Here is a 21,839-nt window from a genome sequence, read left to right as displayed (position 1 = left end):
CTCTAAACAGTTAGTTGGTGTTGCTTTAAAATGTGTTGAAGTAAATGTGAGCAGCCTTCCTCAACGATGTTATATACTTCATCAAAATTTCCCGTATAATACGGATCAGGTACTTCCTTCCATAATGACGTTGGTACGTAATCTGAAAGGAGTGATATTTCTCCTATAGAATTATTTCTTGCTAAATTCATTAAATCCTCTTTATTCTGTGCATCCATAGCAACAATATAACTAAAATATTTAAAGTCATTATCTGTCACTTTTCGAGCTTTCATACCTTCGCAATTTATGCCTTTTTGACCTAGTAATTCCTTTGTTCCCTTGTGTGGTGAGTGACCAATATGCCAATCTCCAGTGCCTGCAGAATCAATCACAAATTGTTTTTCTAACCCTTTTTCTGTCACTATCTGACGAAAAACAGCCTCTGCCATTGGCGAGCGACAAATGTTACCTAAACAGACAAATAATACATGAATCATTTCGATGTCTCCTTCAAATTTTTTACACTTTTTGCCAAAATTTAGCTGTTAGTTTCGATTCCATTCTACACTTTCTAATTTAAAAAGAAAAGGAAAGCTAAAGTGAATAATTTAACTTAAAATCAACAAGATTATACTCATAATGAACATTTTCAAGTAAGAACACATATAGATTATCGATTTAACCATTTCAATAGGGTTTACTATCTTTTTATGATTAAATTTTTTAATTTTAATCGTATAAAATGATTGTATTTTTAAAACATATTGACTATATTTAGTAATGACAACTAAATGTACGATGAACCACAAGGGGAGCCATGAGGCTGAGAGTGAATAGTATAACTATTCTTACCCTTCGAACCTGTTAGTTAATACTAACGTAGGGATGTGGCACGATGAAAAAGTAACCCTGGGATCATCATGCTACCAGTGTTACTTTTTTTATTTTTACCATTCCTCTCCCTAATTTACACTTCTATTGAAAGAGTTATCCAAACTCTATTCCAAAGTGCTTCATTTACAATGAGTGTTGTCAAAGAGAGATAAGGGGGAATCTTTTATGAGAAATTCAAAAATACAAATGATGGTTGAAATTGCTATGTGTGCCGCCTTAGCAATGGTTTTTGATTTACTTCCATTATTTAAAGCTCCACAAGGTGGATCTGTGTCATTATCAATGCTTCCTGTTTTTTTAATCGCATTTCGTTGGGGAATCAAACAAGGTTTAATAACTGGCTTATTACTTGCTGCACTACAATTAGTAACCAACTTTTATTTTGTTCATCCAATCCAAATATTATTAGACTACATTATCGCTTTCACAGGGCTAGGTTTAGCTGGCATTGTTTATAAACAAGTTAAAACTAATTTAACAAGTGGCAATAAAGCAGCTGCGACTACCTTTATAATAGTAGGTACTTTTATTGGTTCACTAGTCCGTTTTATCTGTCATTATATTTCAGGAATCGTGTTTTTTGGTTCATATGCTCCAAAAGGAACACCAGTGTCATTATATTCTTTAGTTTATAATGCTTGGTATATGGTTCCATCGTTTATCATTTGTGCAATCATTTTAGTATTTTTACTTTCAACAGCTCCAGTTCTTGCTAACGTTAAAAAGAATCAAGCTGCTTAATATTCATCATTCATATTCTCATTACCCTACTCTTTCTTGAGTAGGGTTTTTTCTATCCTGAGCTGTTTTCAAAGCGATATAAAGTTTGTTGACAAAGAGATTCAGATTGACTGAAAACACTTGCTTTTCGAGGCGCAAAGCCGGATGAGGAGCAGAATTACCTTTTTGCGGTAATGATCACCGCATGCAGACGGAGCAAAGAAGAAAGCGAGCGTTTATTAGTAGTCTGAGGAAAATATTCATAAAATTATTGAACACTTTGTGAATTATAGTTATTTGCTCCAATCCTCACTCATATAAATAAATACAGTAAAAAATATCAAAGGAGGTTTATGTTTTGATTTATGACATCCTCATTTTCTTCATTTTTACGATTATACTTTTAGGTGGTATTGGAGCATTTTTCATGCTATTAAAAAATTCATTACAAGTGGACGATGAGCATATTATTGATGCAAAACCTCCCGATGTTGAAAAAGGGGATCATTCTAATTGAAAAAATTGTAAAATCATTCATATAATGGATGGTTTTATTTTTTTGGGGGGCATTATTTTCTATAAATCGTTAATTTTACTAATTGTTCACTTAGTTATCAAATATTACCATGACTATTTCTACTCAATATCATATATGATGGTTGTACATGATTATCGTAGACACCATGAACTCTTGAATTATTAGAGGAGGAAATTTAAATGGATACGTCCATCACAAAAACGACTGTAGATGTATTAAACAAACAATTAGCTGACTGGAATGTGTTATATGTAAAATTACATAACTATCACTGGTATGTTAAAGGAGGAGACTTCTTTACCTTACATGCTAAATTCGAGGAACTTTACAACGAAGCTAGTATACATATTGATGAGCTAGCAGAGCGTGTATTAACAATTGGTGGAAAACCACTTGCTACTATGAGAGAGTATCTAGATACTTCTGGGATTAACGAAGCCAACAAATTAGTAAAGGCAGAAGGTATGGTTCAAGACCTAATTCATGACTACCAATACTTAATAGAAGATTTAAAGGATGGCATGGAAATCACAGAATTTGAAAACGATTCTGTCACAAATGATATGTTATTAGCAATTCGCGAACAACTTTCAAAACATATTTGGATGTTAAAAGCATTTTTAGGTTAATAAAAAACAGTGTATAACTGCATTGAATGATTCATCATTCTTTGTTGTTTACACTGTTTTTTCTATTATTAATTGTTTTTGTATGTAAAAAAGATGCTTCTTTTCGTTAAAACAAACATTTGTTTTAATTATCTAACCTCTTTCATATCCACTGTTTATGAATGCGTTAGTTGATTACAACTCCAGGATGCTCCCTTTCCGTGGGGTATGAGCTTGAGCTTCGGGTCCACATGATGTGGATCATATATGCGTTACGACAGGACGTCGTGGTTTTAGCATACCTACCTTACTTGCCCTCCGGGGACTTTAGCCTTCCCACATCTCCCTCAGGAGTCTCGCACCTTCCGTTGTAAATTTCTGAAGTCATATACTCGAACCCCAAAAAACAAAAACGCCATTTGTTACGATTTATTAATAGAATGTAAAGCATATTGTTCTAATCCATGAGTTCCATGAGCAGTTCAACTCAGTTTAGTCCCAATTACCTACAAAAACTAGGCTAAAGTAACTAGGGATTTCAACCTATCTAACCCATATATCCTATTATATTTTCTACAAAATTACATCATTAATCGACACGATTCTTCTTAATTCTCTATCACCTCTTTATCACTTTATTTCTAATTGCAACAAATATTTTCTAATTAATTGAAGCTCCATTACTTCCTCTTTTTCCAGTATGTATCGCATATTTTCAATGATTTTAATTGTTACCCTCATCTTTCCGACCCATTTTATACCAAAGTCGAAATACAGAAAATAATAAAACTAAGTCTAAATACCTATAAGTTGTGTCAATTGTTTTAATATTGAAACATTTGCATAATATATATTATACTTATGAAAATTCTAAATAAACTAACAATTTCCTTACAATTACGCGAAAGGAGACTAATAATGTCAAAACCTCTTTTGGAAATTGAGCATTTAACAACATCATTTCGTATAAGTAATCAGTATTACCCAGCTGTAGATGATGTTTCGTTAACTGTTCACGAAAATGAAATTTTAGCAATTGTTGGTGAATCTGGCTGCGGTAAAAGTGCTTTAGCTCTTTCTATTTTAGGCCTTCATCAAAATAAACGTACAAAGATGGAAGGTTCCATCAATTACAAGGGAAGAAACTTATTATCATTATCTGATAGTAATATGAATAAAATTCGAGGTAGAGAAATCGGAATGATTTTCCAAGAACCTCTTACTGCACTTAATCCATTAATGACAGTCGGTAAACAAATTGAAGAAAATTTAGATTACCATACAAGCTTATCATCCTCACAAAAAAAAGAACGTGCTTTACAATTACTTACTCAAGTTGGAATTCCAAAGCCTTCAATTACATATAAGCAATATCCACACGAACTCTCTGGTGGTATGAGGCAGAGGGTTATGATTTCTATTGCGATTGCCTGCAATCCATCGTTTATTATCGCGGACGAGCCTACGACTGCGCTGGATGTAACGATTCAAGCACAAATATTGGATTTGCTGAAAGAAATTCAAAAAGAAACAAAACTTGGTATTATCCTGATCACACATGATTTAAGTGTTGTTGCTGAGGTCGCTGATCGAGTAGCCGTAATGTATGCGGGTCAGATTATTGAAACGGGGACAGTTGAAGAAATTTTCAATCAACCTTTACACCCATATACTCGTTCTCTATTAAACTCTATACCTACTACTCATTCAAAAAATCAAAGACTTCATATTATCGAGGGTACTGTCCCACCTTTAGATAAATTACCAAGAACGGGCTGCCGATTTAGTCACCGCATTCCGTGGATTCAATCTTATGCTCACGAAGAGCAGCCAGGTTTACATGAAGTAACACCAAACCATTATGTCCGTTGTTCTTGTTATAAGCATTTTCATTTCAAGAATGAGAAAGGAGCACCGATTGTAAATGTCTCTATTAAAGGTTGAAGACTTAAAAGTACATTTTCCAATACGTGGTGGAGTTTTCAGAACAGTCGTTGATTATGTTCGAGCTGTTGATGGAATTTCATTTGAATTACGAGAAGGTGAAACATATGGTTTAATCGGTGAATCTGGTAGTGGTAAATCAACTGCTGGTAAGGCCATTTTACAGTTAACAAAAGCAACTGGTGGAAGTATCGAATTTGAGGAAAATGATCTAATTTCTTTAAGTAAGAAGCAAATGAGAGCATTTCGAAAAGAAATTCAAATGATTTTCCAGGATCCGTACTCTTCATTAAATCCTAAGAAAAGAATCATAGATTTAGTTGCTGAGCCATTAAGAAACTTTGAAAAACTATCTCCGGATGAAGAGCGAGAAAAAGTACTTTACTATTTACAAAAGGTTGGATTACCACCAGAAGCGCTTTTCAAATATCCACATGAGTTTTCCGGTGGACAACGTCAACGAATTGGTATAGCTAGAGCTTTAACTTTACAACCAAAGTTGATTGTTGCTGATGAGCCAGTTTCAGCCCTTGATGTATCTGTACAAGCACAAGTACTAAACTTTTTACAGGACCTACAAGAGGAATTCAAATTAACTTACTTATTTATTGGTCATGACCTTGGCGTTATTCGTCATTTATGTGATCGAATTGGTGTTATGTATCGTGGAAGACTTGTTGAAGAAGGAACGACAGAAGATATTTTATCTAACCCACAACATATTTATACAAGACGTCTAATTGCAGCTATTCCTGATATTCGCCCGGAAGTACGAGCTGAAAAAATTAATGCTAGACAGGAAGTACGAAATGAATATGAAAAGAACTCTTCTTCTTACTTTGATGCAAATGGTCGTCCTTACGATTTAAAACAAATATCTGATACTCATCGAGTAGCACTTCCATAGAAAGGAGAAAGCTATATGTGGAAATTTTTACTTCGCAGAGTGCTCATTATGATTCCTCAAATGATTATTTTGAGTATATTAATTTTTGCGCTCGCTAAAGCGATGCCAGGTGATGCTCTTACTGGTAAACAATTGGATCCAAAAGCATCTCCAGAACGTATCGCTGAAATTCGAAAGCAGATGGGATTAGATGATCCCGTACAAGTTCAATATGTTAATTGGATAAAAAATGTAGTAAAAGGTGATTTTGGCATCTCTTACACACATAAACTAGCTGTAACAGATGTTATCGGAGAACGAATTGGAAACACTGTATTACTTGCACTATGTGTATTTATCCTTACATATATTTTAGCGATTCCACTCGGCATAATAAGTGGTCGTTGGAATGATACTTGGGCTGACAAACTCGTCACCGGGTATAACTATATTGGTTTTGCAACACCATTATTTATCTTTGGACTTATCGTATTATTTATCTTTGGTTTTTACTTAGATCTATTCCCTACTGGCGGTAGTGTTGATCCGCAAATTGATAATGGAACGTTTGCTTATTATATGAGTAAACTTCAACATCTTGTCCTGCCTTCAATGGCCGGTGCCCTAATCTCTACTGTTGGTATTTCACAGTATTTGCGTAGTGAAATTATAGATACAAAGGTCAAAGACTTTGTTAGAACAGCTAAGTCAAAAGGTGTTCCTGAATCTAAAATTTATTCAAGACATATTCTACGAAATTCATTTTTACCAATTGCTGCTTTTTTAGGTTACGAGATTACTGGTTTAATAGCTGGGTCTATCTTCTTAGAATCAATTTTTGGTTACCCAGGAATTGGACAGCTCTTCATTAAATCCGTGATGCTTCGCGATTTTACAGTTGTAAATGCACTTGTACTTATGACAAGCTTAGCAACATTATTTGGAACATTGATTTCTGACATCATATTAAGCATAGTTGATCCTCGTATTCGGATCGATTAAGGTAGGTGAAAATAATGGAATTGAAACTTGAAAATCAAAAACAACTAATAGAAAAATCAAAAAGTCCCTCTGGCTTTAGTGTAATTTGGTCAGAGTTCAAACGTGACCGAATGGCATTAGCTTCACTGATTATTTTGAGTCTAATCCTAATTACTGTTTATGGTGCATCGCTTATTTTAGATCAAGACCAGATTACGAAGGTAGACTTCCTATCAATCTATCAGCCCCCTTCTTCACTACATTGGCTTGGTACTGATTATGGTGGACGTGATGTATTTGGACAATTAATTATTGGAACGAAAAACTCTTTTACAATCGGTTTATTTATCACAATCATTACGAATATTCTAGGCTTATCATTAGGATTAATTGCTGGCTACTTTGGTGGTTTGGTAGATGGTATTGTCATGCGGATCATCGACTTTATTCTATCTCTGCCAACATTAATGTTAATCATAGTATTTGTAACTGTCGTACCAAAATTTACGATTCCTAATTTTGTGTTGATTATGAGTATTTTCTTATGGACAGGTAAAGCAAGGCTAATTCGCTCTAAAGTATTGTCTGAAAGTGAATTGGATTATATTGCAGCAGCGAAGGCTCTTGGAACACCTAACTGGAAAATCATATTAACTCATTTATTACCAAATGTAAGCTCACTTATTATTGTAGCATTTACGTTAAACTTAGCTGGAAATATCGGGATTGAATCTGGTCTTACCTTCTTAGGATTCGGTTTACCTGAAAGCACTCCAAGCTTAGGAACACTTGTAGCATATGCAACAAACCCAGATGTTCTACAGAATAAATGGTGGATTTGGTTACCTGCATCGGGCATGATTTTAGTGCTCATGCTAAGTATAAATTTTATCGGTGAAGCGCTAAAGCGTGCAGCTGATGCAAGGCAAAGAAGAGGTTAAACAACTTTAAGGAGAGTGAAATTATGAAAAATGTAAAAAGCTTTTCAAAAGTATTAAGTGCAATGGCGGTTTCTATGCTAATCCTTTCAGCTTGTAAAGGCGGAGACGACAAGCCAACATCAGCTAAACCTACAGAAAAAGTAGAAACATCTGCATTTCCTGTAAAAGTAAAAAATGATAAAGAAGCAATTGCTGGTGGTGTGTTAAAGTATGGTCTAATTTCTGATACACCATTTGAAGGTATTTTAAATACTGTATTTTATGAAGGTCAACCAGACTCTGAAGTATTACAGTTCTTTGATGAAGCACTACTTTCAACAGATGAGAACTATGTATATGATCAAGATGGTGCTGCTACATACGAATTAAGTGAAGATAAAAAAGTAATCACTTTAAAAATTAAAGATAATGTAAAATGGCATGATGGTAACCCAGTAACTGCAGAAGATTTAGAATATGCTTACCTTGTAATTGGTAGCCCTAAATACACTGGTGTACGTTATGATACACAAATGTCAATGATTGAAGGTATGGAAGAATATCACACAGGAAAAGCAAAAAACATTTCTGGTGTGAAAGTAATCGATCCACAAACGATCTCAATTACTTTTAAAGAAGCAAATCCATCAGTTCTTACTGGTTTATGGACTTACCCTCTTCCTAAAAAATATTTAGGCGATGTGGCAATCGATAAATTAGTAGAATCTAAACAAATTCGTAAAGAACCAATCGGATTTGGTCCTTTCAAAATTAAGAAAATCACTCCAGGTGAAGCTGTTGAGTTCGAAGCATTTAAAGACTATTGGAATGGTGCTCCAAAATTAGATGGCGTACTATTAAAAGTAGTTAACCCTACGATTGCAACTGCGTCATTAGAAAATGGTGATATTGATATTGCTTCAGTTTCTGCTGACCAATATGATAAAGCAAAATCATTAAAAAATATTCAGTTACTTGGTAGAACTGAGTTATCTTACTCATATATTGGATTTAAATTAGGTCATTATGACGCGAAAAATGGAGTCAACGTAATGGATAATCCAAAGTTCGCTGATAAACGTTTACGTCAAGCAATGGCTTATGCACTTGATAACAAATCTGTAGGTGAAAAACTATATAAAGGGCTAAGATTCCCTGCAACATCTGTTATTCCACCTTCATTCCCAAAATACTTTGATAAAAACCTTAAAGGTTATGATTATGATCCTAAGAAAGCAAAATCTTTACTTGATGAAGCTGGCTACAAAGATGTAACTGGTGACGGTTTACGTGAAGATCCAAATGGTAAAGAGTTCAAAATCAACTTTGCATCTATGAGTGGTGGCGATATCGCAGAACCATTAGCACAATTCTACTTACAAGCTTGGAAAGATGTTGGTTTAGATGTTCAATTATTAGACGGACGTTTACATGAATTCAACTCATTCTATGAAATGGTTGAAAAAGATGATCCAAAAATCGAAGTATTCGCAGCAGCTTGGGGAACTGGTTCTGACCCAGATCCATCTGGAATTTGGTCTAAAAATGCACCATTTAACTATGTTCGTTGGGTAAATGATGAAAATGATCAACTATTAAAAGATGGTATCTCTCCTGATTCTTTTGATGAAAACCACCGTCAAGAGGTCTATAACAATTGGCAAGAGCTTGTAAGTGAAGAAGTACCATTAATCCCTACTCTATTCCGCTTTGGATTAGACGGAGTAAACAACCGAGTAAAAGGTTATGATATTACTCCTGGTCAAGGGTTCCAAGGGCATTTACAAGAAATCACTGTAACAAGTGAAGAATCAGAAAAAAATAAATAAGCATAAAAAAAGGAAGAGTAGCTTTACGCTACTCTTCCTTTTCATTTTGAACAAAATACAAAAGCTAAGAGATCTGACTGATTAAAAACGCTTGTCTTTCGAGGCTCATGAGCCGGATGAGGAGCGGAGTTACCTTTAACAGTAATGAGCACCGCAAGCAGGCGAAGCAACGAAGAAAGCGAGCGATTGTCAACAGTCTGAAAATTAACTAATCTTTTTATTTTCTTCCAGTTCAAACTTCTCAATTTTGTTCTTTGCCGATAAATGGTAATAGATTAAACAAATAATCATAAACGGTATACCACAGTATAAAGCAATACGTTGTTCAGGAATAAATGCCAAGCTGATCATTACAGCAACATTAAGTACTAAAGCAACAATTGGTACGAATGGATATAGTGGAGTTTTATATTTTAAATCCTCTACTTTTCCACCTTCTTGAATATATTTTTTTCTACCTAAAAGATTTGATAAAGCAATGCTAGCCCAGATGAAAACTGCTCCGAATCCAGCAATTGATAATAACCATAAATAAACTGTATCCTCTGCAAAAATACCACATAATAGAGATAAACATCCAAAGATCATACTGAAAATTAAGGCGTTTAAAGGTACACCTTTTTTGTTTAATTTCCCTAAAGCCGGACTAACCATGCCTTTTTGAGACATAGAATACATCATACGTGAAGTTGCATATAATCCTGAGTTTGCAACAGATAATACCGCTGTAATAATAACAAAGTTCATAATATCTGCAGCATATGGAATACCAATATTATCAAATACAACAACAAACGGGCTGTCTACTAAGCCAGCTTTTTCCCATGGGAATAAACCAGCTAAAACGAACATTGATAAAATATAGAATACTAGAATTCGCCAAACAGTATTATTAATAGCCTTAGGTACTGCTTTTGCTGGGTCTTCACTTTCACCAGCTGCAATTCCTACTAGTTCACTACCTTGGAACGAAAAGTTAACTGCAACCATCGTAACAATAATTGCTAAGATACCATTAGGGAATAAACCACCATGGTCTGTAAAGTTTGTAAGCATTGGTGCCTTTGTACCTTCTACAGATACAATACCAAACATTACAGCTGCGCCTAAAATAATAAATACAACGATTGTAACTACCTTAATACTAGCAAACCAAAACTCTACTTCAGCGAAACTTTTAGTAGATAGTGCATTAACTGCGAATAATAGTACGCCAAATACTACACACCAGATCCAAGTAGATACATCTGGGAACCATCTCTTCATTAACATACTGACTGTAATTAATTCTAGGCCAATCGTTACTGACCAGTTTAACCATGACATCCACCCTACAACATAACCAGTTGATGGCGATACATATTTAGTAGCATATGTTTGATAAGAACCTGCATCAGGTAATCTTACAGCAAGCTCTCCAAGACAAAGCATTGTTAAATACATTACTATTCCACCTACTAAATAGGCAACGATTGCACCACCTGGCCCTGCTTCACTAATTGTTAAGCCAGATCCCATAAATAAACCTGTACCAATAATTCCCCCAAGCGCAATCATAAACAAATGTCTACTTTTTAGCTCTTTTTTTAACCCCTGTTCTTGTTGAAACATGAAAAATACCTCCCTTGACCGATAAATTGTCTCTATTTATTGAAATATTCTGATAGAAGTGGATATATTTTTCCCTCTCATATTAGATAGAAGCAAGTTGACTCTATTCTATGAAGTACTCTATCGAATTTTTTCACACAATATCTGAAAGCGTATACATTATTATTTTCTCTAAATAATATTACAATTTAAAAAACTATTTTTTCATATTTTTTAAATTGTGTCAAACTTTGATAGATTAAGATAATAAGTGCCCCAGATGAAACATTTCCATCTGGAGCATAAATTAAGATTAAACCCAGCCACGGAAACGAGAAGCTTCCGCCATTTTACGAATACCAACCATATAAGCCGCTAATCGCATATTCACTTGACGATTTACTGAAGTTTGGTAAACACTATCAAATGAACGAACCATTTTATCACGTAACTTTTCTGCTACTTCTTCATCTGACCAATAATAACCTTGGTTGTTTTGAACCCACTCGAAATAAGAAACAGAAACTCCACCAGCGCTTGCTAGCACGTCTGGAACTAATAAAATTCCACGCTCTGTTAATATTTTAGTAGCTTCTAACGTAGTCGGACCGTTTGCAGCTTCAACTACAATTGATGCTTGAATATTATGAGCATTATCAATTGTAATTTGATTCGAAATTGCAGCAGGAACTAAAATATCACAAGGCTTCTCAAGTAATTCCTTGTTTGAAATAACATTTGTGAACAAGTTTGTAACTGTTCCAAAGCTATCTCTTCGATCTAATAAATACTCAATATCTAAACCATTTGAATCATATAATGCGCCAAGTGCATCTGAAATTCCCACTACCTTTGCACCAGCTTCAATCATAAATTTCGCTAAAAAGCTTCCCGCGTTTCCGAATCCTTGAATAATGACACTAGCACCCTTTAATTCAATACCTTTACGTTTAGCAGCTTCTTCAATACAGATTGTTACACCTTGAGCAGTAGCAGCTTCACGTCCTGCTGAACCACCTAACACAAGTGGCTTACCAGTAATAAATCCAGGTGAATCAAACTCTTGGATTCTGCTATACTCATCCATCATCCAAGCCATAATTTGAGGATTTGTGTAAACATCTGGAGCAGGAATATCTTTCGTTGGACCAACGATTTGACTTACTGCACGAACATATCCTCGACTTAATCTCTCAAGCTCATATGCTGACATTTTTCGTGGATCACAAATTATGCCACCTTTTCCTCCGCCGTAAGGTAAATCAACAATTCCACATTTTAAGCTCATCCACATTGATAATGCTTTAACTTCATCCTCATTTACCTCTGGATGGAAACGAATTCCACCTTTTGTAGGACCTACAGCATCATTATGTTGTGAACGATAGCCAGTGAAAATTTTCACTGAGCCATCATCCATTCGCACTGGAATTTGAACTGTTAAAAATCGTAAAGGTTCTTTTAATAATTCATAAAGTTCCTTTGAATAACCAAGTTTATGAAGTGCTTCAGAAATTACTTCTTGAGTAGACTCAATTAACTCTCTGCCTTCTTCTTTGATTTTCTTTTGAATTTCTAATTCTTTTTCATTTCCTGGGATAATAGTTGTCATTGTTCTCGCTCCATTTATACAGTGGCTTTATATTGGCTAAATACTTCGTTAATTTGCTGAATTGACCAGTCTAAATCTTCTTTTGAAATAATTAATGGTGGTGCAAAACGAATAACTGTATCATGTGTTTCTTTACATAATAAGCCTTGTTTTTTTAATGCTTCACAATAAACACGTGCTGGTACATGAAGTTCAACACCAATAAATAATCCGCGTCCTCTTACTTCTTTAATATGAGGATGATCGATTTCTTTTAGTTTTTCCATAAAGTAATTACCAAGCTCATTTGAACGCTCAGCTAATTTTTCTTCTTCTAGAACGTTTAAAGCTGCTACAGAAACTGCACAAGCTAATGGATTTCCACCAAACGTAGAACCGTGAGAACCTGGTTCAAAAACACCTAAGATTGAGCGATCTGCAGCCACACATGAAATTGGGAATACGCCGCCACCAAGTGCTTTACCTAAAATGTACATATCTGGAATTACTTCTTCCCAATCACATGCAAAAGTTTTACCAGTACGGCATAAACCTGTTTGGATTTCATCAGCAATGAATAATACATTTTCTTTTTTACAAACTTCAGAAACTTCACGTAAGAATCCATCTCTAGGGATGTTAATACCAGCTTCACCTTGAATTGGTTCAATTAATAGTGCAGCAGTATTTGGTGTAATTGCTGATTTCAATGCTTCAATATCACCGTAAGGAATTAATTTAACTCCTGGTATGAATGGTCCAAACCCGCGTTTGTAATCTTCTTCTGATGATAATGATACTGCAGCTAATGTACGACCATGGAAGTTTCCAATACAAGCAATAATTTCTGCTTGGTTTTCTTCAACACCCTTAACATCATAAGCCCATCTTCTAGCAGCTTTTAATGCTGTTTCTACTGCTTCAGCACCAGTATTCATAGGTAAGATCATTTCTTTGTTTGTTACCTTTGCTACCTTTTCATACCACTCACCCATGTTTTCACTATAGAAAGCACGAGAAGTTAATGTAACTTTATCAGCTTGGTCTTTTAAAGCTTGGATAATTTTAGGGTGACGATGCCCTTGGTTTACTGAAGAGTAAGCACTTAACATATCTAAATATTTATTGCCCTCTGGATCTGTAACCCAAATACCTTCTGCTTTAGAGATAACGACTGGGAGTGGATGATAGTTGTTTGCGCCAAATTGATTTGTTTGATCAATTATTTTTTGTGAGTAAGTTGTCATATGAGTTCCTCCATTATTTCTTATTAAATTTAGTTTCTTACTTAATTATTTAGCAATTTCCATGCCAATTATGTCTAAAACTTCAAAATTCACAAAATGTACTCATTTAGATGTTTTTTCCATCATAAAACTGTTAACGTTTTCATAAAACGCAAATTTTTTTTGCCTTAAAGTGCAAATTACATTAGAATATGCATATAATCTTTGCAGTGCAAAAAGAATAAACAGCAAATTTTTGCAACAATTTTAAATCCGTTTTTAATCATATCAAAAACGCAGGCCTTTTTCTAAGAAATCGTTATTCATTAATAGCAAATGCACAGCTAGAATATATCGTGCTTTATGCTTGAGTGAAAATCGAATTCTTAATTAATTTAACAACCATGCCTGCGAATGAAAAGAATGCCAGTTTTTCGATTAACTTCAAGAAAAGAGAGATTTCAATGAAAAAGGATAAAGATCCAAATTTAGTCGTCGATGAATTACTTCAACTAATATTAGAAGAAATTGACATCGGTATTCATGTAGTAAATCAAGAAGGAAAAACGATTGTCTATAATCGAAAAATGATGGAAATTGAAATGATGAATGAAGAAGATGTACTTCATAAGAACCTATTAGATGTATTCACATTTCAAAATAATCAATCAAGCACTTTATTAGAAGCTCTTCAAAAAGGAAAAATACGTAAAAATATTAAACAATCATACTTTAATAATAGAGGAAAAGAAGTAACGACAATCAACGATACATATCCCATCACGAAAGAAAATAAAATTGTTGGCGCAATTGAAATGGTTAGAGATGTAACCGAATTAAAACAATCAGTTCAAGATGGCATTATGCAAAATCGTAATACTCGATATACTTTTGAACAATTAATTGGTGAATCACCTTCTTTTAAACTAACCATTGATGATGCGAAAAGATCAGCAAGAACTTCTTCATCCGTTTTATTAATTGGAGAAACAGGAACAGGTAAAGAATTATTTGCACAAAGTATTCACAATGCTAGTCATCGATCCACCAAGCCGTTTATTTCTCAAAACTGTGCTGCACTTCCTGAAACTTTAATTGAGAGTATTCTATTCGGTACCAAAAAAGGAGCATTTACAGGAGCAATCGATAAACCTGGCTTATTTGAAGAAGCAAATGGTGGAACATTGCTTTTGGATGAAATCAATTCACTTAGCCCTAATTTACAAGCTAAGTTACTTAGAGTACTTCAGGATCGGAAAGTCAGACGAATCGGTGATATGACTGAAAAAGAGCTTGATGTTCGAATTATTGCAACAATTAACGAAGACCCCATAGAAGCAATTGCTAATAATCACTTGCGAAAAGATTTATATTATCGTTTAAGTGTTGTATCACTTTTCCTCCCTCCTCTAAGAGAACGAAAAGAAGATATTCTACTATTAGCAAATTTCTTTATCCAAAAATACAATCGACTTTTTGGACATTCAGTCGCGAAGCTAGATGATCATGTAGCTCAATTCTTTTTACAACATAACTGGCCTGGTAATATTCGTGAGTTAGAGCATATGATTGAGGGTGCAATGAATTTAGTTGAAAACGAAACAACTATTACCTCTTTTCATTTACCTACAAGATTTTTTAATGAAGTAAGTAGTATGAATAACAATCTAACTACGCCCCTAGATACATTACAAGTAAATAAACCAAATAACGTGAACGAAGAAAACCATTTTAATTTAAAAAACACTTTATTAGATAAGGAAAAGCAACATATCTTAACGGTGCTTAGTGAGCAAAATGGAAATATTACAAAGGCTGCAAAAATATTAGGCATCTCTAGACAAAACTTACAATACCGAATACGTAAGTTTAATATTTTAAATGAAAAATAATTTTTTCTATTCCTTTAAACATGACAATTCGTAAAAATTCTATCGCCCAAACTTCCCGCGTCTGTCCTGCATAGTGTAACTATGTAAGAGTTAAGCTTATGAAAAAGGGGGGTTGAATAGATGTATAATGATTATCAATACCGCAGACCTTTCGGAGGAGGATTTGGTCGACCAGGTTTTGGCCGTCCTGGCTTCGGAATTGGACGTCCTTTTTACCCAGGGTTCGTTGGAGGTTTAGCAACAGGTGCTTTATTAGGAACTTTAGCTGGAGGTTATGGATATGGCTACGGTTATGGATATCCATCATACTCATATTATCCTTATTGTCCTCCAGGCTATTATTGCTAGTACACTGTTATCAAAAGAAACATAAAAAATATAAAAGAGAAGGAAAACATCCTTCTCTTTTTCATTTTATAATTGAATCGTTGAATAGCTCCCTACAATTTCTACAGAAAATCCAAGTGATTCTAATTCCTGTTTTACGCCAGGTAATAATACATCATCATACCCCATCACGACATCTATAATAAAAAAATAATTACCTAATCCTGTTTTCATCGGACGAGACTCTATTTTGGAAAGGTCTATTTGTCTCCATGCAAATGCCGATAATACTTGGTGAAGCGCACCCGCTCGATTTTCCGGCATCATGATGACAAATGTAGCTTTTGTATGGTTTTTTTGAAAATAATTCGTTTCAACACTAGATCCCTCTTTTTGTAATACGATAAATCTAGTATGATTATACGAATTTGAATGAATATCACTAGCTACAATTTCTAGTCCATATTTCTTTGCTGCAAATTCGTTCGCAATGGCTGCGATACATTCCTGAGGTTGCTCGCTAACCAATTTTGCTGCAGCACTTGTAGAAGAAACTGGTTCTAATTTTGTATACTTATATTGATTATGTAAAAACGCGTGGCACTGGGCTAGCGCATGAGAATGTGAATAGATCACCTCGATATCTTTTGTTCGATGAATCTGTCCTTTTGACATTAGTAAATGCTGTCTGATTGGTATGATAATTTCACCAACCATTTTTAATGGTTGTTCATGTACAAGATAATCTATTGTAGTCGTTACCGAACCTTCCACTGAATTCTCTATTGGGACAACCGCCAAATCTACTTCCCCTTCTGCTACGCTATCCATGCAGACAGGTATACTCGAATATGCTATATGTTCATCTAATGTAAAAACTGATTGAACAGCAACATGCGTGAAAGTTGCTTCCGGACCTAAATACGCTATCTTCATGCACTACACTCCTTTTAATTTTTAATTATACTAAAAAGATAATTTATTAAAAGTAAAATATTTTATATTTTCAATTAATATAAAAAAAAGCCATACAATTTAAATTGTTCGGCTTTTAGTATATTATAAACTACTTTTTCTAATCATTAATTTAGTTGAAACAACTACCTTTTTAGGAATCTTTCTATTCATCAATCTTTCAAGTAAAAGATCAATTGCAGTTTCCCCCATAAGTTCTGAATATACTTTTACTGTACTTAAACTAGGAAAAAGATATTTTGAAAAAGTTAGATCATTCATTCCAATAATATTCACTCGATCAGGAACTGCAATATTTGCTTCGTGAAGCGCCCTTAAACATCCAATTGCCATCGTATCACATCCAACAAAAAATGCAGTTGGCAATTTGTCCCCATGATCTTGAATTGCTTTATTCATCAAATTAAATCCTTCTTCAGCTGTAAAATCACCTGTATACACATAATCTTTCTGAAACAAGCTTTTCTCTGCCAAGTAAGTTTTAAATATTTTCTCGCGCGTAAACAAATCCTTTACGAAAGGGCGTTTATTACGTTCACGCCCACCAATATACCCAACATTATGGTGTCCATGCGAAATAAAATGGTCTAATACCTTCTTTGTAGCACTTTCATAATCAGATATGACTGAATCATACATTTCTTCATTAGGAGATGAATCTACGAATACTATTTTTTTGGATATTTTTTTCAAAATTTTTATTTGTTGTTCATCAAAATATCCTAATGCAACAATCCCTTGAAACTGTTCTTCAGCTAATCCTTTTTCAGTTCCTTGAAAGAACTTTGTAACATGAATTCCATGTTCTTCACATTTATTTTCAATCCCGAATCGTATTGACATATAATGTAAATCATCTAATTCCTCATCCTCTGTATACCAATGAACGAGTGCGATCTTCGCGATATTCTTTTTTACTTTCGGTTTTTTTCTATATGATAGCTTTTCTGCAGTTTCAAAAACGCGCTGCTTCGTGTCATCACTTACAGATAATTCAGGATCATAGTTTAACACCCTTGAAACCGTAGCAATGGATACACCTGCTTTTTCTGCAATTTCTTTAATGGTCGTCATTTATACTTTTCTCCTTGTACACTTCCGCTGTCGCATTGTTATGTTCAAACTTTAGCTAGACATTTAAACACTTTTCAAAGTTGTCATTCGTATCATTCATAATGATCAACAAATGTTTGTCTTCACATAAAGCCTTAAAGTTTGATACTGGTTTATGATTATATATAGAAGTGTACCAGTCTTTCGCAAGAATTTTCAGGTGAAATATGGATATTTTTTTACACATTGCAACTTTGTGTGTTTTTTCACATTTTATATCCTGCTAAATCAATCTATTATTTTTATTTAGGTAGTTTTTAGTAAGGGAAAAGTCGTTTAGAGGGGTATATCAAGAAAAAGTAATTTAACTGTCAACTGTCATATATTAAATCGATCTTGCACTTTTTTTCATCAATATAAAGATTTTATGATGGCAGCTGTTAAGGCTTCAATTGATGTAGATGACGATAATCCAACTTCATTAGGAATATTGCCACAAATTAATATATCCATACCGTGATGTATTCGATAGCCAGCTTCTTTTAAATAACGAATTGTGCTCTTGAGATAGTTCGTCCAATCATGTCGCTTCTCACCATTAAGCTCTGTTAATGAGAATTCGATGATCCCTAATTCCTCATAATTTAATGAAACTAGTCGAATTTTATTCTTATTATTGTTTGCGATTAAAACATAAGTACCAAAATTCCGATCTCCGTTATATTCTTTCTCATCTAAGATCTCAATCAGTTCATCATTGTGGCCAGATACAAAAAATATACGATAATCGGCATCGTAATAACGCTTAAAAACTAATGCCAACTCATTAACATCCATTTACTTATCACTCCTTTAATCTACAAATATATTTTTATGACTGAGAAATTACTTCCTTCAGTTCTTTATTGGTCAAAGAAAATAGGTTTCTCAAACATTGGAAAAGGATAATAGAAAACAATCTTAGGATTATCCTACCCCCCATTAAACTATTTTTCAATTAAAACTCACCCATTTTTTACTTAATTTAACCATTATTTTACTTTGTTTATAGATCTGTCACATTTCGTTCTGTTTTGCTTGTTATATTCATTTCATCTTTACGTGTAATAGGCGTTACCTTTATCCGTCTAAATACAATTGCGGATCAGTTATAAAAAAAGAATTGTTATAAGTACGAATTACCAAACTGTGAAACTTCTAAATAATTAGTTGATTTAATTTCTGAGTGTCTAATAAACTGATAAAAAGGCATTAATTTTAGGAGGAAAACTAAATGTTTGGATTTGATACTGATTTAGATGCATTTAAGATCATTGCATTTGTCTTTCCAATTCTATTTATATTTGTTTTCGCCAGCATCTTTCTTACTCTTCTAAAAGTATTAAAACAGTGGAATGATAATAATAAACAACCTAAGATAACTGTTCCGGCTACGCTAATTACAAAATCAACTAAGGTTATTCAGCATAAAAGAAATCATTACATCATGCCAAATCCTACTTCTTACTTGCTAACATTTGAAGCTGAGAGTGGAGAAAGTATTGAGTTAAGTGTTGATGGGTTAACCTACGGAAAATTTTCCGAAAACGAAATAGGAATTTTAACATTCCAAGGAAACAGATTGATATATTTTGAACGGTAATACAATCCATTATGAGGTGAAGCAATGAAAGTATTTGTTAGTGGGGCAACTGGTTTTTTAGGAAAGCATACAGTTAAGAGATTAAGTGAAATAGGATATGATGTAATCGCCTTTGGAAGGAACGAGGAGGCAGCAATTTTTTTTAAAACTATGGACAATGTCGTTTTTGTAAAAGGTGATTTAGAGAATAAGGAGTTATTAGTAAAATTAATTAAAGATGTAGATTTTGTTATTCACAGTGCTGCGCTTGCAGCTCCATATGGACAATATGAACTTTTTTATCAAACAAATGTTGATGGAACACAAAATATTGTTAACGCCTCATTAACCTCAAACATAAAAAAATTTATTTATCTTTCTACCCCAAGTGTTTACTTTACAAACGAAAGTCGAAAAAATGTACGAGAAAATGATGAACTACCTCAAAGTCATACCAATTATTATGCACGTACAAAGCATATTGCCGATCTAATTGTTAAAGAAGCCGTGCTAAAAGGGTTACCTGCAATATCACTTAGACCTAGGCAAGTATTTGGTCCATATGATCATACGATATTTGGGAGACTAATAGATACTAATAAGAAACGTGGAATCCCTCTAGTTAATAATGGCAAGATTTTAATGGATTTTACATATGTCGATAATGTAGTAGATGTCATTATGTTAAGTTTAATGGCCGAGGATCAATTTATAGGCGAAGTTTACAATATTACGAACGATCAACCAATCTACCTAATCGATGCACTAACAATGTTATATTCGTGTTTAAACAAGGAGCTCAATACAAAGAAAATCTCTCCAAAACTCCTTTCTTTTATCTCATCGAGTTCAGAAATTATTGCGAATATAACAGGTAAACCACCTATTTTATCAAAACATGTTGCAAGCTTTTTAAGTTATGATTATACGCTCAATATAGATAAAATAAAAAATGATTTACAGTATACACCTAGGATTTCTTTAGCAGAAGGAATGGATCGATATACGAAATGGTACTTACAAGAAAATCAGTAAGAAATACATAAATTAGAATATGAGTTTTTAATTCAAAAGATTATCACACTAGTAAAAGTCATATATATTTACAATTTCTGTTCTAACAATTACATTTCAACTAGAGGCTATTAAAAATCTAAGGAGATAAAAAAATGACTTCTTTATTTTCTACATTTACGTTAAAAGGGTTAGAATTAAAAAATAGAATCATGATGTCACCAATGGTTACAATCCGTGCTGAAGAAAAAACTGGAGAAGTAAATAATTGGCATCATGTACATTATCTTTCTCGAATCGTTGGCGGCGTTGGTCTTGTTATGCTGGAATCTACTGCTATTGCATCAAATGGTATGACTAATCCTCGAGATTTAGGATTATATAATGATATTCAAGAAGAAAAGCTTTCTAAACTCGTTCAAGAAGCTCATGCGCTTGGTGGAAAAATTGCCATCCAGTTAAATCATTCTGGGCGAAAAGCACCTGCAGATGTTGATTTCGTTGCACCATCAGCAATTCCTTTTTATGAAGGTAACATTCCTCCTAAAGAGCTAACATATGATGAAATACAAGAAATGATTAATCACTTTAAAAATTCTACTGAACGTGCAGTTCGTGCAGGATTTGATGCCATTGAGCTTCATGCTGCACATGGTTATTTGGTTGAGCAGTTTTTATCTCCACTAAGTAATCATCGTAATGATAAATATGGTGGCAGTTTTGAAAAGAGATTACGTTTTGCAACCGATGTAATTCATGCTATGAAAAGTGTAATGCCAGAAAATATGCCTTTATTCATGAGGGTTTCTGCCACTGAATATGATCATAATGGCTATGGAATAGAAGATATGGTTCAAATGTGTAAAGTGTTCAAAAAGCATGGTGTTGATATGATAGACGTATCTAGTGGTGGTGCTGTACCGAGTTTTCAACAAAAAATATATCCAGGCTATCAATTACCACTATCAAATGAAATAAAACAAAACGCGTTTATTCCAACAATTGCCGTTGGGAAGCTAGAGGAACCGCACTTAGCTGAGCATGCACTCCAAACAAATCAAGCAGACTTAATTGCAATTGCGAGAGGATTATTACGTAACCCCTACTGGACAATTGATGCTGCGTTGAAACTAGGCGCTAACCCGCCGATTGATCAATCATATACTAGCGCATATCCAGAATAATATTATTTAATAGACTTAGAACTATATTAAAATAGATAAATTATAAAAAGAAGCTTACATAATA

20 protein-coding genes and 1 riboswitch are annotated in these 21,839 nt (G+C 33.9%); of the genes, 13 read left to right on the top strand and 7 right to left on the bottom strand.

Translation table 11 applies throughout. From position 1 onward, the window contains the following. Positions 1-2: 2 nt before the first annotated feature. Positions 3-479, bottom strand: coding sequence for a low molecular weight protein-tyrosine-phosphatase (locus V7056_RS01460; protein ID WP_499698627.1), 477 nt, complete (start codon positions 477-479; stop codon positions 3-5). A gap of 301 nt (positions 480-780) precedes the next feature. Further along, a riboswitch (TPP riboswitch) is annotated at positions 781-885 on the top strand. A 156-nt stretch (positions 886-1,041) separates the two neighbouring features. Here V7056_RS01460 and thiT point away from each other — a divergent pair. The 8 genes from thiT (at position 1,042) to opp4A (ending at position 9,302) form a co-directional block, all read left to right on the top strand. Further along, entirely contained in the window at positions 1,042-1,617 is a 576-nt protein-coding gene (gene thiT / locus V7056_RS01455) for an energy-coupled thiamine transporter ThiT (protein ID WP_499698625.1), read from the top strand. Positions 1,618-1,954: 337 nt separating this feature from the next. Continuing rightward, a complete protein-coding gene (locus V7056_RS01450; RefSeq protein ID WP_499698624.1) occupies positions 1,955-2,113 on the top strand; it encodes a hypothetical protein in 159 nt (52 codons plus the stop codon). A gap of 200 nt (positions 2,114-2,313) precedes the next feature. Further along, positions 2,314-2,763 carry a Dps family protein gene (locus tag V7056_RS01445; RefSeq protein ID WP_499698622.1) on the top strand — a complete coding sequence of 150 codons (450 nt, stop codon included), beginning with the start codon at positions 2,314-2,316 and terminating at the stop codon, positions 2,761-2,763. An 897-nt stretch (positions 2,764-3,660) separates the two neighbouring features. Beyond that, complete coding sequence (locus tag V7056_RS01440; protein ID WP_499698620.1) at positions 3,661-4,686, top strand: ABC transporter ATP-binding protein; 1,026 nt, start codon at positions 3,661-3,663, stop codon at positions 4,684-4,686. Next, positions 4,667-5,593 carry an ABC transporter ATP-binding protein gene (locus V7056_RS01435; RefSeq protein WP_499698618.1) on the top strand — a complete coding sequence of 309 codons (927 nt, stop codon included), beginning with the start codon at positions 4,667-4,669 and terminating at the stop codon, positions 5,591-5,593. Before V7056_RS01440 ends, V7056_RS01435 begins: the two co-directional genes overlap by 20 nt. A 15-nt stretch (positions 5,594-5,608) precedes the next feature. Then, a complete protein-coding gene (opp4B, locus tag V7056_RS01430) occupies positions 5,609-6,574 on the top strand; it encodes an oligopeptide ABC transporter permease (protein ID WP_192603827.1) in 966 nt (321 codons plus the stop codon). A gap of 14 nt (positions 6,575-6,588) precedes the next feature. Then, positions 6,589-7,494, top strand: a complete 906-nt coding sequence (locus tag V7056_RS01425; protein WP_192603826.1) for an ABC transporter permease — start codon at positions 6,589-6,591, stop codon at positions 7,492-7,494. Positions 7,495-7,517: 23 nt separating this feature from the next. Further along, positions 7,518-9,302 (top strand): oligopeptide ABC transporter substrate-binding protein, encoded by a 1,785-nt coding sequence (gene opp4A, locus V7056_RS01420; protein ID WP_499698615.1) that lies wholly within the window; start codon positions 7,518-7,520, stop codon positions 9,300-9,302. Between the two features lie 204 nt (positions 9,303-9,506). Here the strand turns inward: opp4A and V7056_RS01415 are convergent, their stop codons facing one another. From V7056_RS01415 to V7056_RS01405, 3 genes are all read right to left on the bottom strand, one after another. Continuing rightward, positions 9,507-10,913, bottom strand: a complete 1,407-nt coding sequence (locus tag V7056_RS01415; protein ID WP_499698613.1) for an amino acid permease — start codon at positions 10,911-10,913, stop codon at positions 9,507-9,509. Between the two features lie 292 nt (positions 10,914-11,205). After that, positions 11,206-12,504, bottom strand: coding sequence for a Glu/Leu/Phe/Val family dehydrogenase (locus V7056_RS01410; RefSeq protein ID WP_499698611.1), 1,299 nt, complete (start codon positions 12,502-12,504; stop codon positions 11,206-11,208). 14 nt (positions 12,505-12,518) lie between these two features. Further along, the gene (locus V7056_RS01405; RefSeq protein WP_499698609.1) at positions 12,519-13,730 is read right to left on the bottom strand and encodes an ornithine--oxo-acid transaminase; all 1,212 of its coding nucleotides are present in this window, start codon (positions 13,728-13,730) and stop codon (positions 12,519-12,521) included. Positions 13,731-14,173: 443 nt separating this feature from the next. Here V7056_RS01405 and V7056_RS01400 point away from each other — a divergent pair, with 443 nt between their 5' ends. Together V7056_RS01400 and ymaG are read left to right on the top strand one after the other, a co-directional pair. Then, positions 14,174-15,601, top strand: a complete 1,428-nt coding sequence (locus tag V7056_RS01400) for a sigma-54 interaction domain-containing protein (RefSeq protein ID WP_499698607.1) — start codon at positions 14,174-14,176, stop codon at positions 15,599-15,601. A 120-nt stretch (positions 15,602-15,721) separates the two neighbouring features. Continuing rightward, positions 15,722-15,949, top strand: a complete 228-nt coding sequence (gene ymaG / locus V7056_RS01395; RefSeq protein WP_499698605.1) for an inner spore coat protein YmaG — start codon at positions 15,722-15,724, stop codon at positions 15,947-15,949. Positions 15,950-16,015: 66 nt separating this feature from the next. On the opposite strand, the gene pheA is transcribed toward ymaG, so the two are convergent. The 3 genes from pheA to V7056_RS01380 all read right to left on the bottom strand — a co-directional run bounded on the left by pheA (position 16,016) and on the right by V7056_RS01380 (position 18,793). After that, the gene (pheA, locus tag V7056_RS01390; protein WP_499698603.1) at positions 16,016-16,864 is read right to left on the bottom strand and encodes a prephenate dehydratase; all 849 of its coding nucleotides are present in this window, start codon (positions 16,862-16,864) and stop codon (positions 16,016-16,018) included. A gap of 123 nt (positions 16,865-16,987) precedes the next feature. Further along, positions 16,988-17,977, bottom strand: a complete 990-nt coding sequence (locus tag V7056_RS01385) for a LacI family DNA-binding transcriptional regulator (RefSeq protein ID WP_499698601.1) — start codon at positions 17,975-17,977, stop codon at positions 16,988-16,990. A gap of 390 nt (positions 17,978-18,367) precedes the next feature. Then, positions 18,368-18,793 carry a GHMP family kinase ATP-binding protein gene (locus V7056_RS01380; protein ID WP_499698599.1) on the bottom strand — a complete coding sequence of 142 codons (426 nt, stop codon included), beginning with the start codon at positions 18,791-18,793 and terminating at the stop codon, positions 18,368-18,370. Between the two features lie 436 nt (positions 18,794-19,229). Between V7056_RS01380 and V7056_RS01375 the strand changes: the two genes are divergently transcribed. The 3 genes from V7056_RS01375 to V7056_RS01365 all read left to right on the top strand — a co-directional run bounded on the left by V7056_RS01375 (position 19,230) and on the right by V7056_RS01365 (position 21,775). Beyond that, positions 19,230-19,598: a DUF2500 domain-containing protein gene (locus V7056_RS01375; protein WP_499698597.1), complete on the top strand. Its 369-nt coding sequence runs from the start codon at positions 19,230-19,232 to the stop codon at positions 19,596-19,598. A 24-nt stretch (positions 19,599-19,622) separates the two neighbouring features. Next, entirely contained in the window at positions 19,623-20,612 is a 990-nt protein-coding gene (locus tag V7056_RS01370; protein ID WP_499698595.1) for an NAD-dependent epimerase/dehydratase family protein, read from the top strand. A gap of 134 nt (positions 20,613-20,746) precedes the next feature. After that, complete coding sequence (locus V7056_RS01365; protein WP_499698594.1) at positions 20,747-21,775, top strand: NADH:flavin oxidoreductase/NADH oxidase; 1,029 nt, start codon at positions 20,747-20,749, stop codon at positions 21,773-21,775. The last annotated feature ends 64 nt before the right edge of the window (positions 21,776-21,839 follow it).

This window comes from Bacillus sp. JJ664 (assembly GCF_036962205.1).
Lineage (GTDB): Bacteria > Bacillota > Bacilli > Bacillales > Bacillaceae_G > Gottfriedia.
The sequence above is the reverse complement of the archived record's forward strand: the minus strand, read 5'-3'. Positions and strand labels throughout refer to the sequence as shown.

Coding starts and splice junctions, on each gene's coding strand:
- V7056_RS01410 (WP_499698611.1), bottom strand. CDS start 12,504: ATGACAACTATTATCCCAGGAAATGAAAAAGAATTAGAAATTCAAAAG.
- V7056_RS01370 (WP_499698595.1), top strand. CDS start 19,623: ATGAAAGTATTTGTTAGTGGGGCAACTGGTTTTTTAGGAAAGCATACA.
- V7056_RS01435 (WP_499698618.1), top strand. CDS start 4,667: ATGTCTCTATTAAAGGTTGAAGACTTAAAAGTACATTTTCCAATACGT.
- V7056_RS01385 (WP_499698601.1), bottom strand. CDS start 17,977: ATGACGACCATTAAAGAAATTGCAGAAAAAGCAGGTGTATCCATTGCT.
- V7056_RS01425 (WP_192603826.1), top strand. CDS start 6,589: ATGGAATTGAAACTTGAAAATCAAAAACAACTAATAGAAAAATCAAAA.
- V7056_RS01440 (WP_499698620.1), top strand. CDS start 3,661: ATGTCAAAACCTCTTTTGGAAATTGAGCATTTAACAACATCATTTCGT.
- V7056_RS01400 (WP_499698607.1), top strand. CDS start 14,174: ATGAAAAAGGATAAAGATCCAAATTTAGTCGTCGATGAATTACTTCAA.
- thiT (WP_499698625.1), top strand. CDS start 1,042: ATGAGAAATTCAAAAATACAAATGATGGTTGAAATTGCTATGTGTGCC.
- V7056_RS01380 (WP_499698599.1), bottom strand. CDS start 18,793: ATGGATGTTAATGAGTTGGCATTAGTTTTTAAGCGTTATTACGATGCC.
- pheA (WP_499698603.1), bottom strand. CDS start 16,864: ATGAAGATAGCGTATTTAGGTCCGGAAGCAACTTTCACGCATGTTGCT.
- V7056_RS01375 (WP_499698597.1), top strand. CDS start 19,230: ATGTTTGGATTTGATACTGATTTAGATGCATTTAAGATCATTGCATTT.
- opp4B (WP_192603827.1), top strand. CDS start 5,609: ATGTGGAAATTTTTACTTCGCAGAGTGCTCATTATGATTCCTCAAATG.
- V7056_RS01405 (WP_499698609.1), bottom strand. CDS start 13,730: ATGACAACTTACTCACAAAAAATAATTGATCAAACAAATCAATTTGGC.
- V7056_RS01460 (WP_499698627.1), bottom strand. CDS start 479: ATGATTCATGTATTATTTGTCTGTTTAGGTAACATTTGTCGCTCGCCA.
- ymaG (WP_499698605.1), top strand. CDS start 15,722: ATGTATAATGATTATCAATACCGCAGACCTTTCGGAGGAGGATTTGGT.
- V7056_RS01445 (WP_499698622.1), top strand. CDS start 2,314: ATGGATACGTCCATCACAAAAACGACTGTAGATGTATTAAACAAACAA.
- V7056_RS01415 (WP_499698613.1), bottom strand. CDS start 10,913: ATGTTTCAACAAGAACAGGGGTTAAAAAAAGAGCTAAAAAGTAGACAT.
- V7056_RS01365 (WP_499698594.1), top strand. CDS start 20,747: ATGACTTCTTTATTTTCTACATTTACGTTAAAAGGGTTAGAATTAAAA.
- opp4A (WP_499698615.1), top strand. CDS start 7,518: ATGAAAAATGTAAAAAGCTTTTCAAAAGTATTAAGTGCAATGGCGGTT.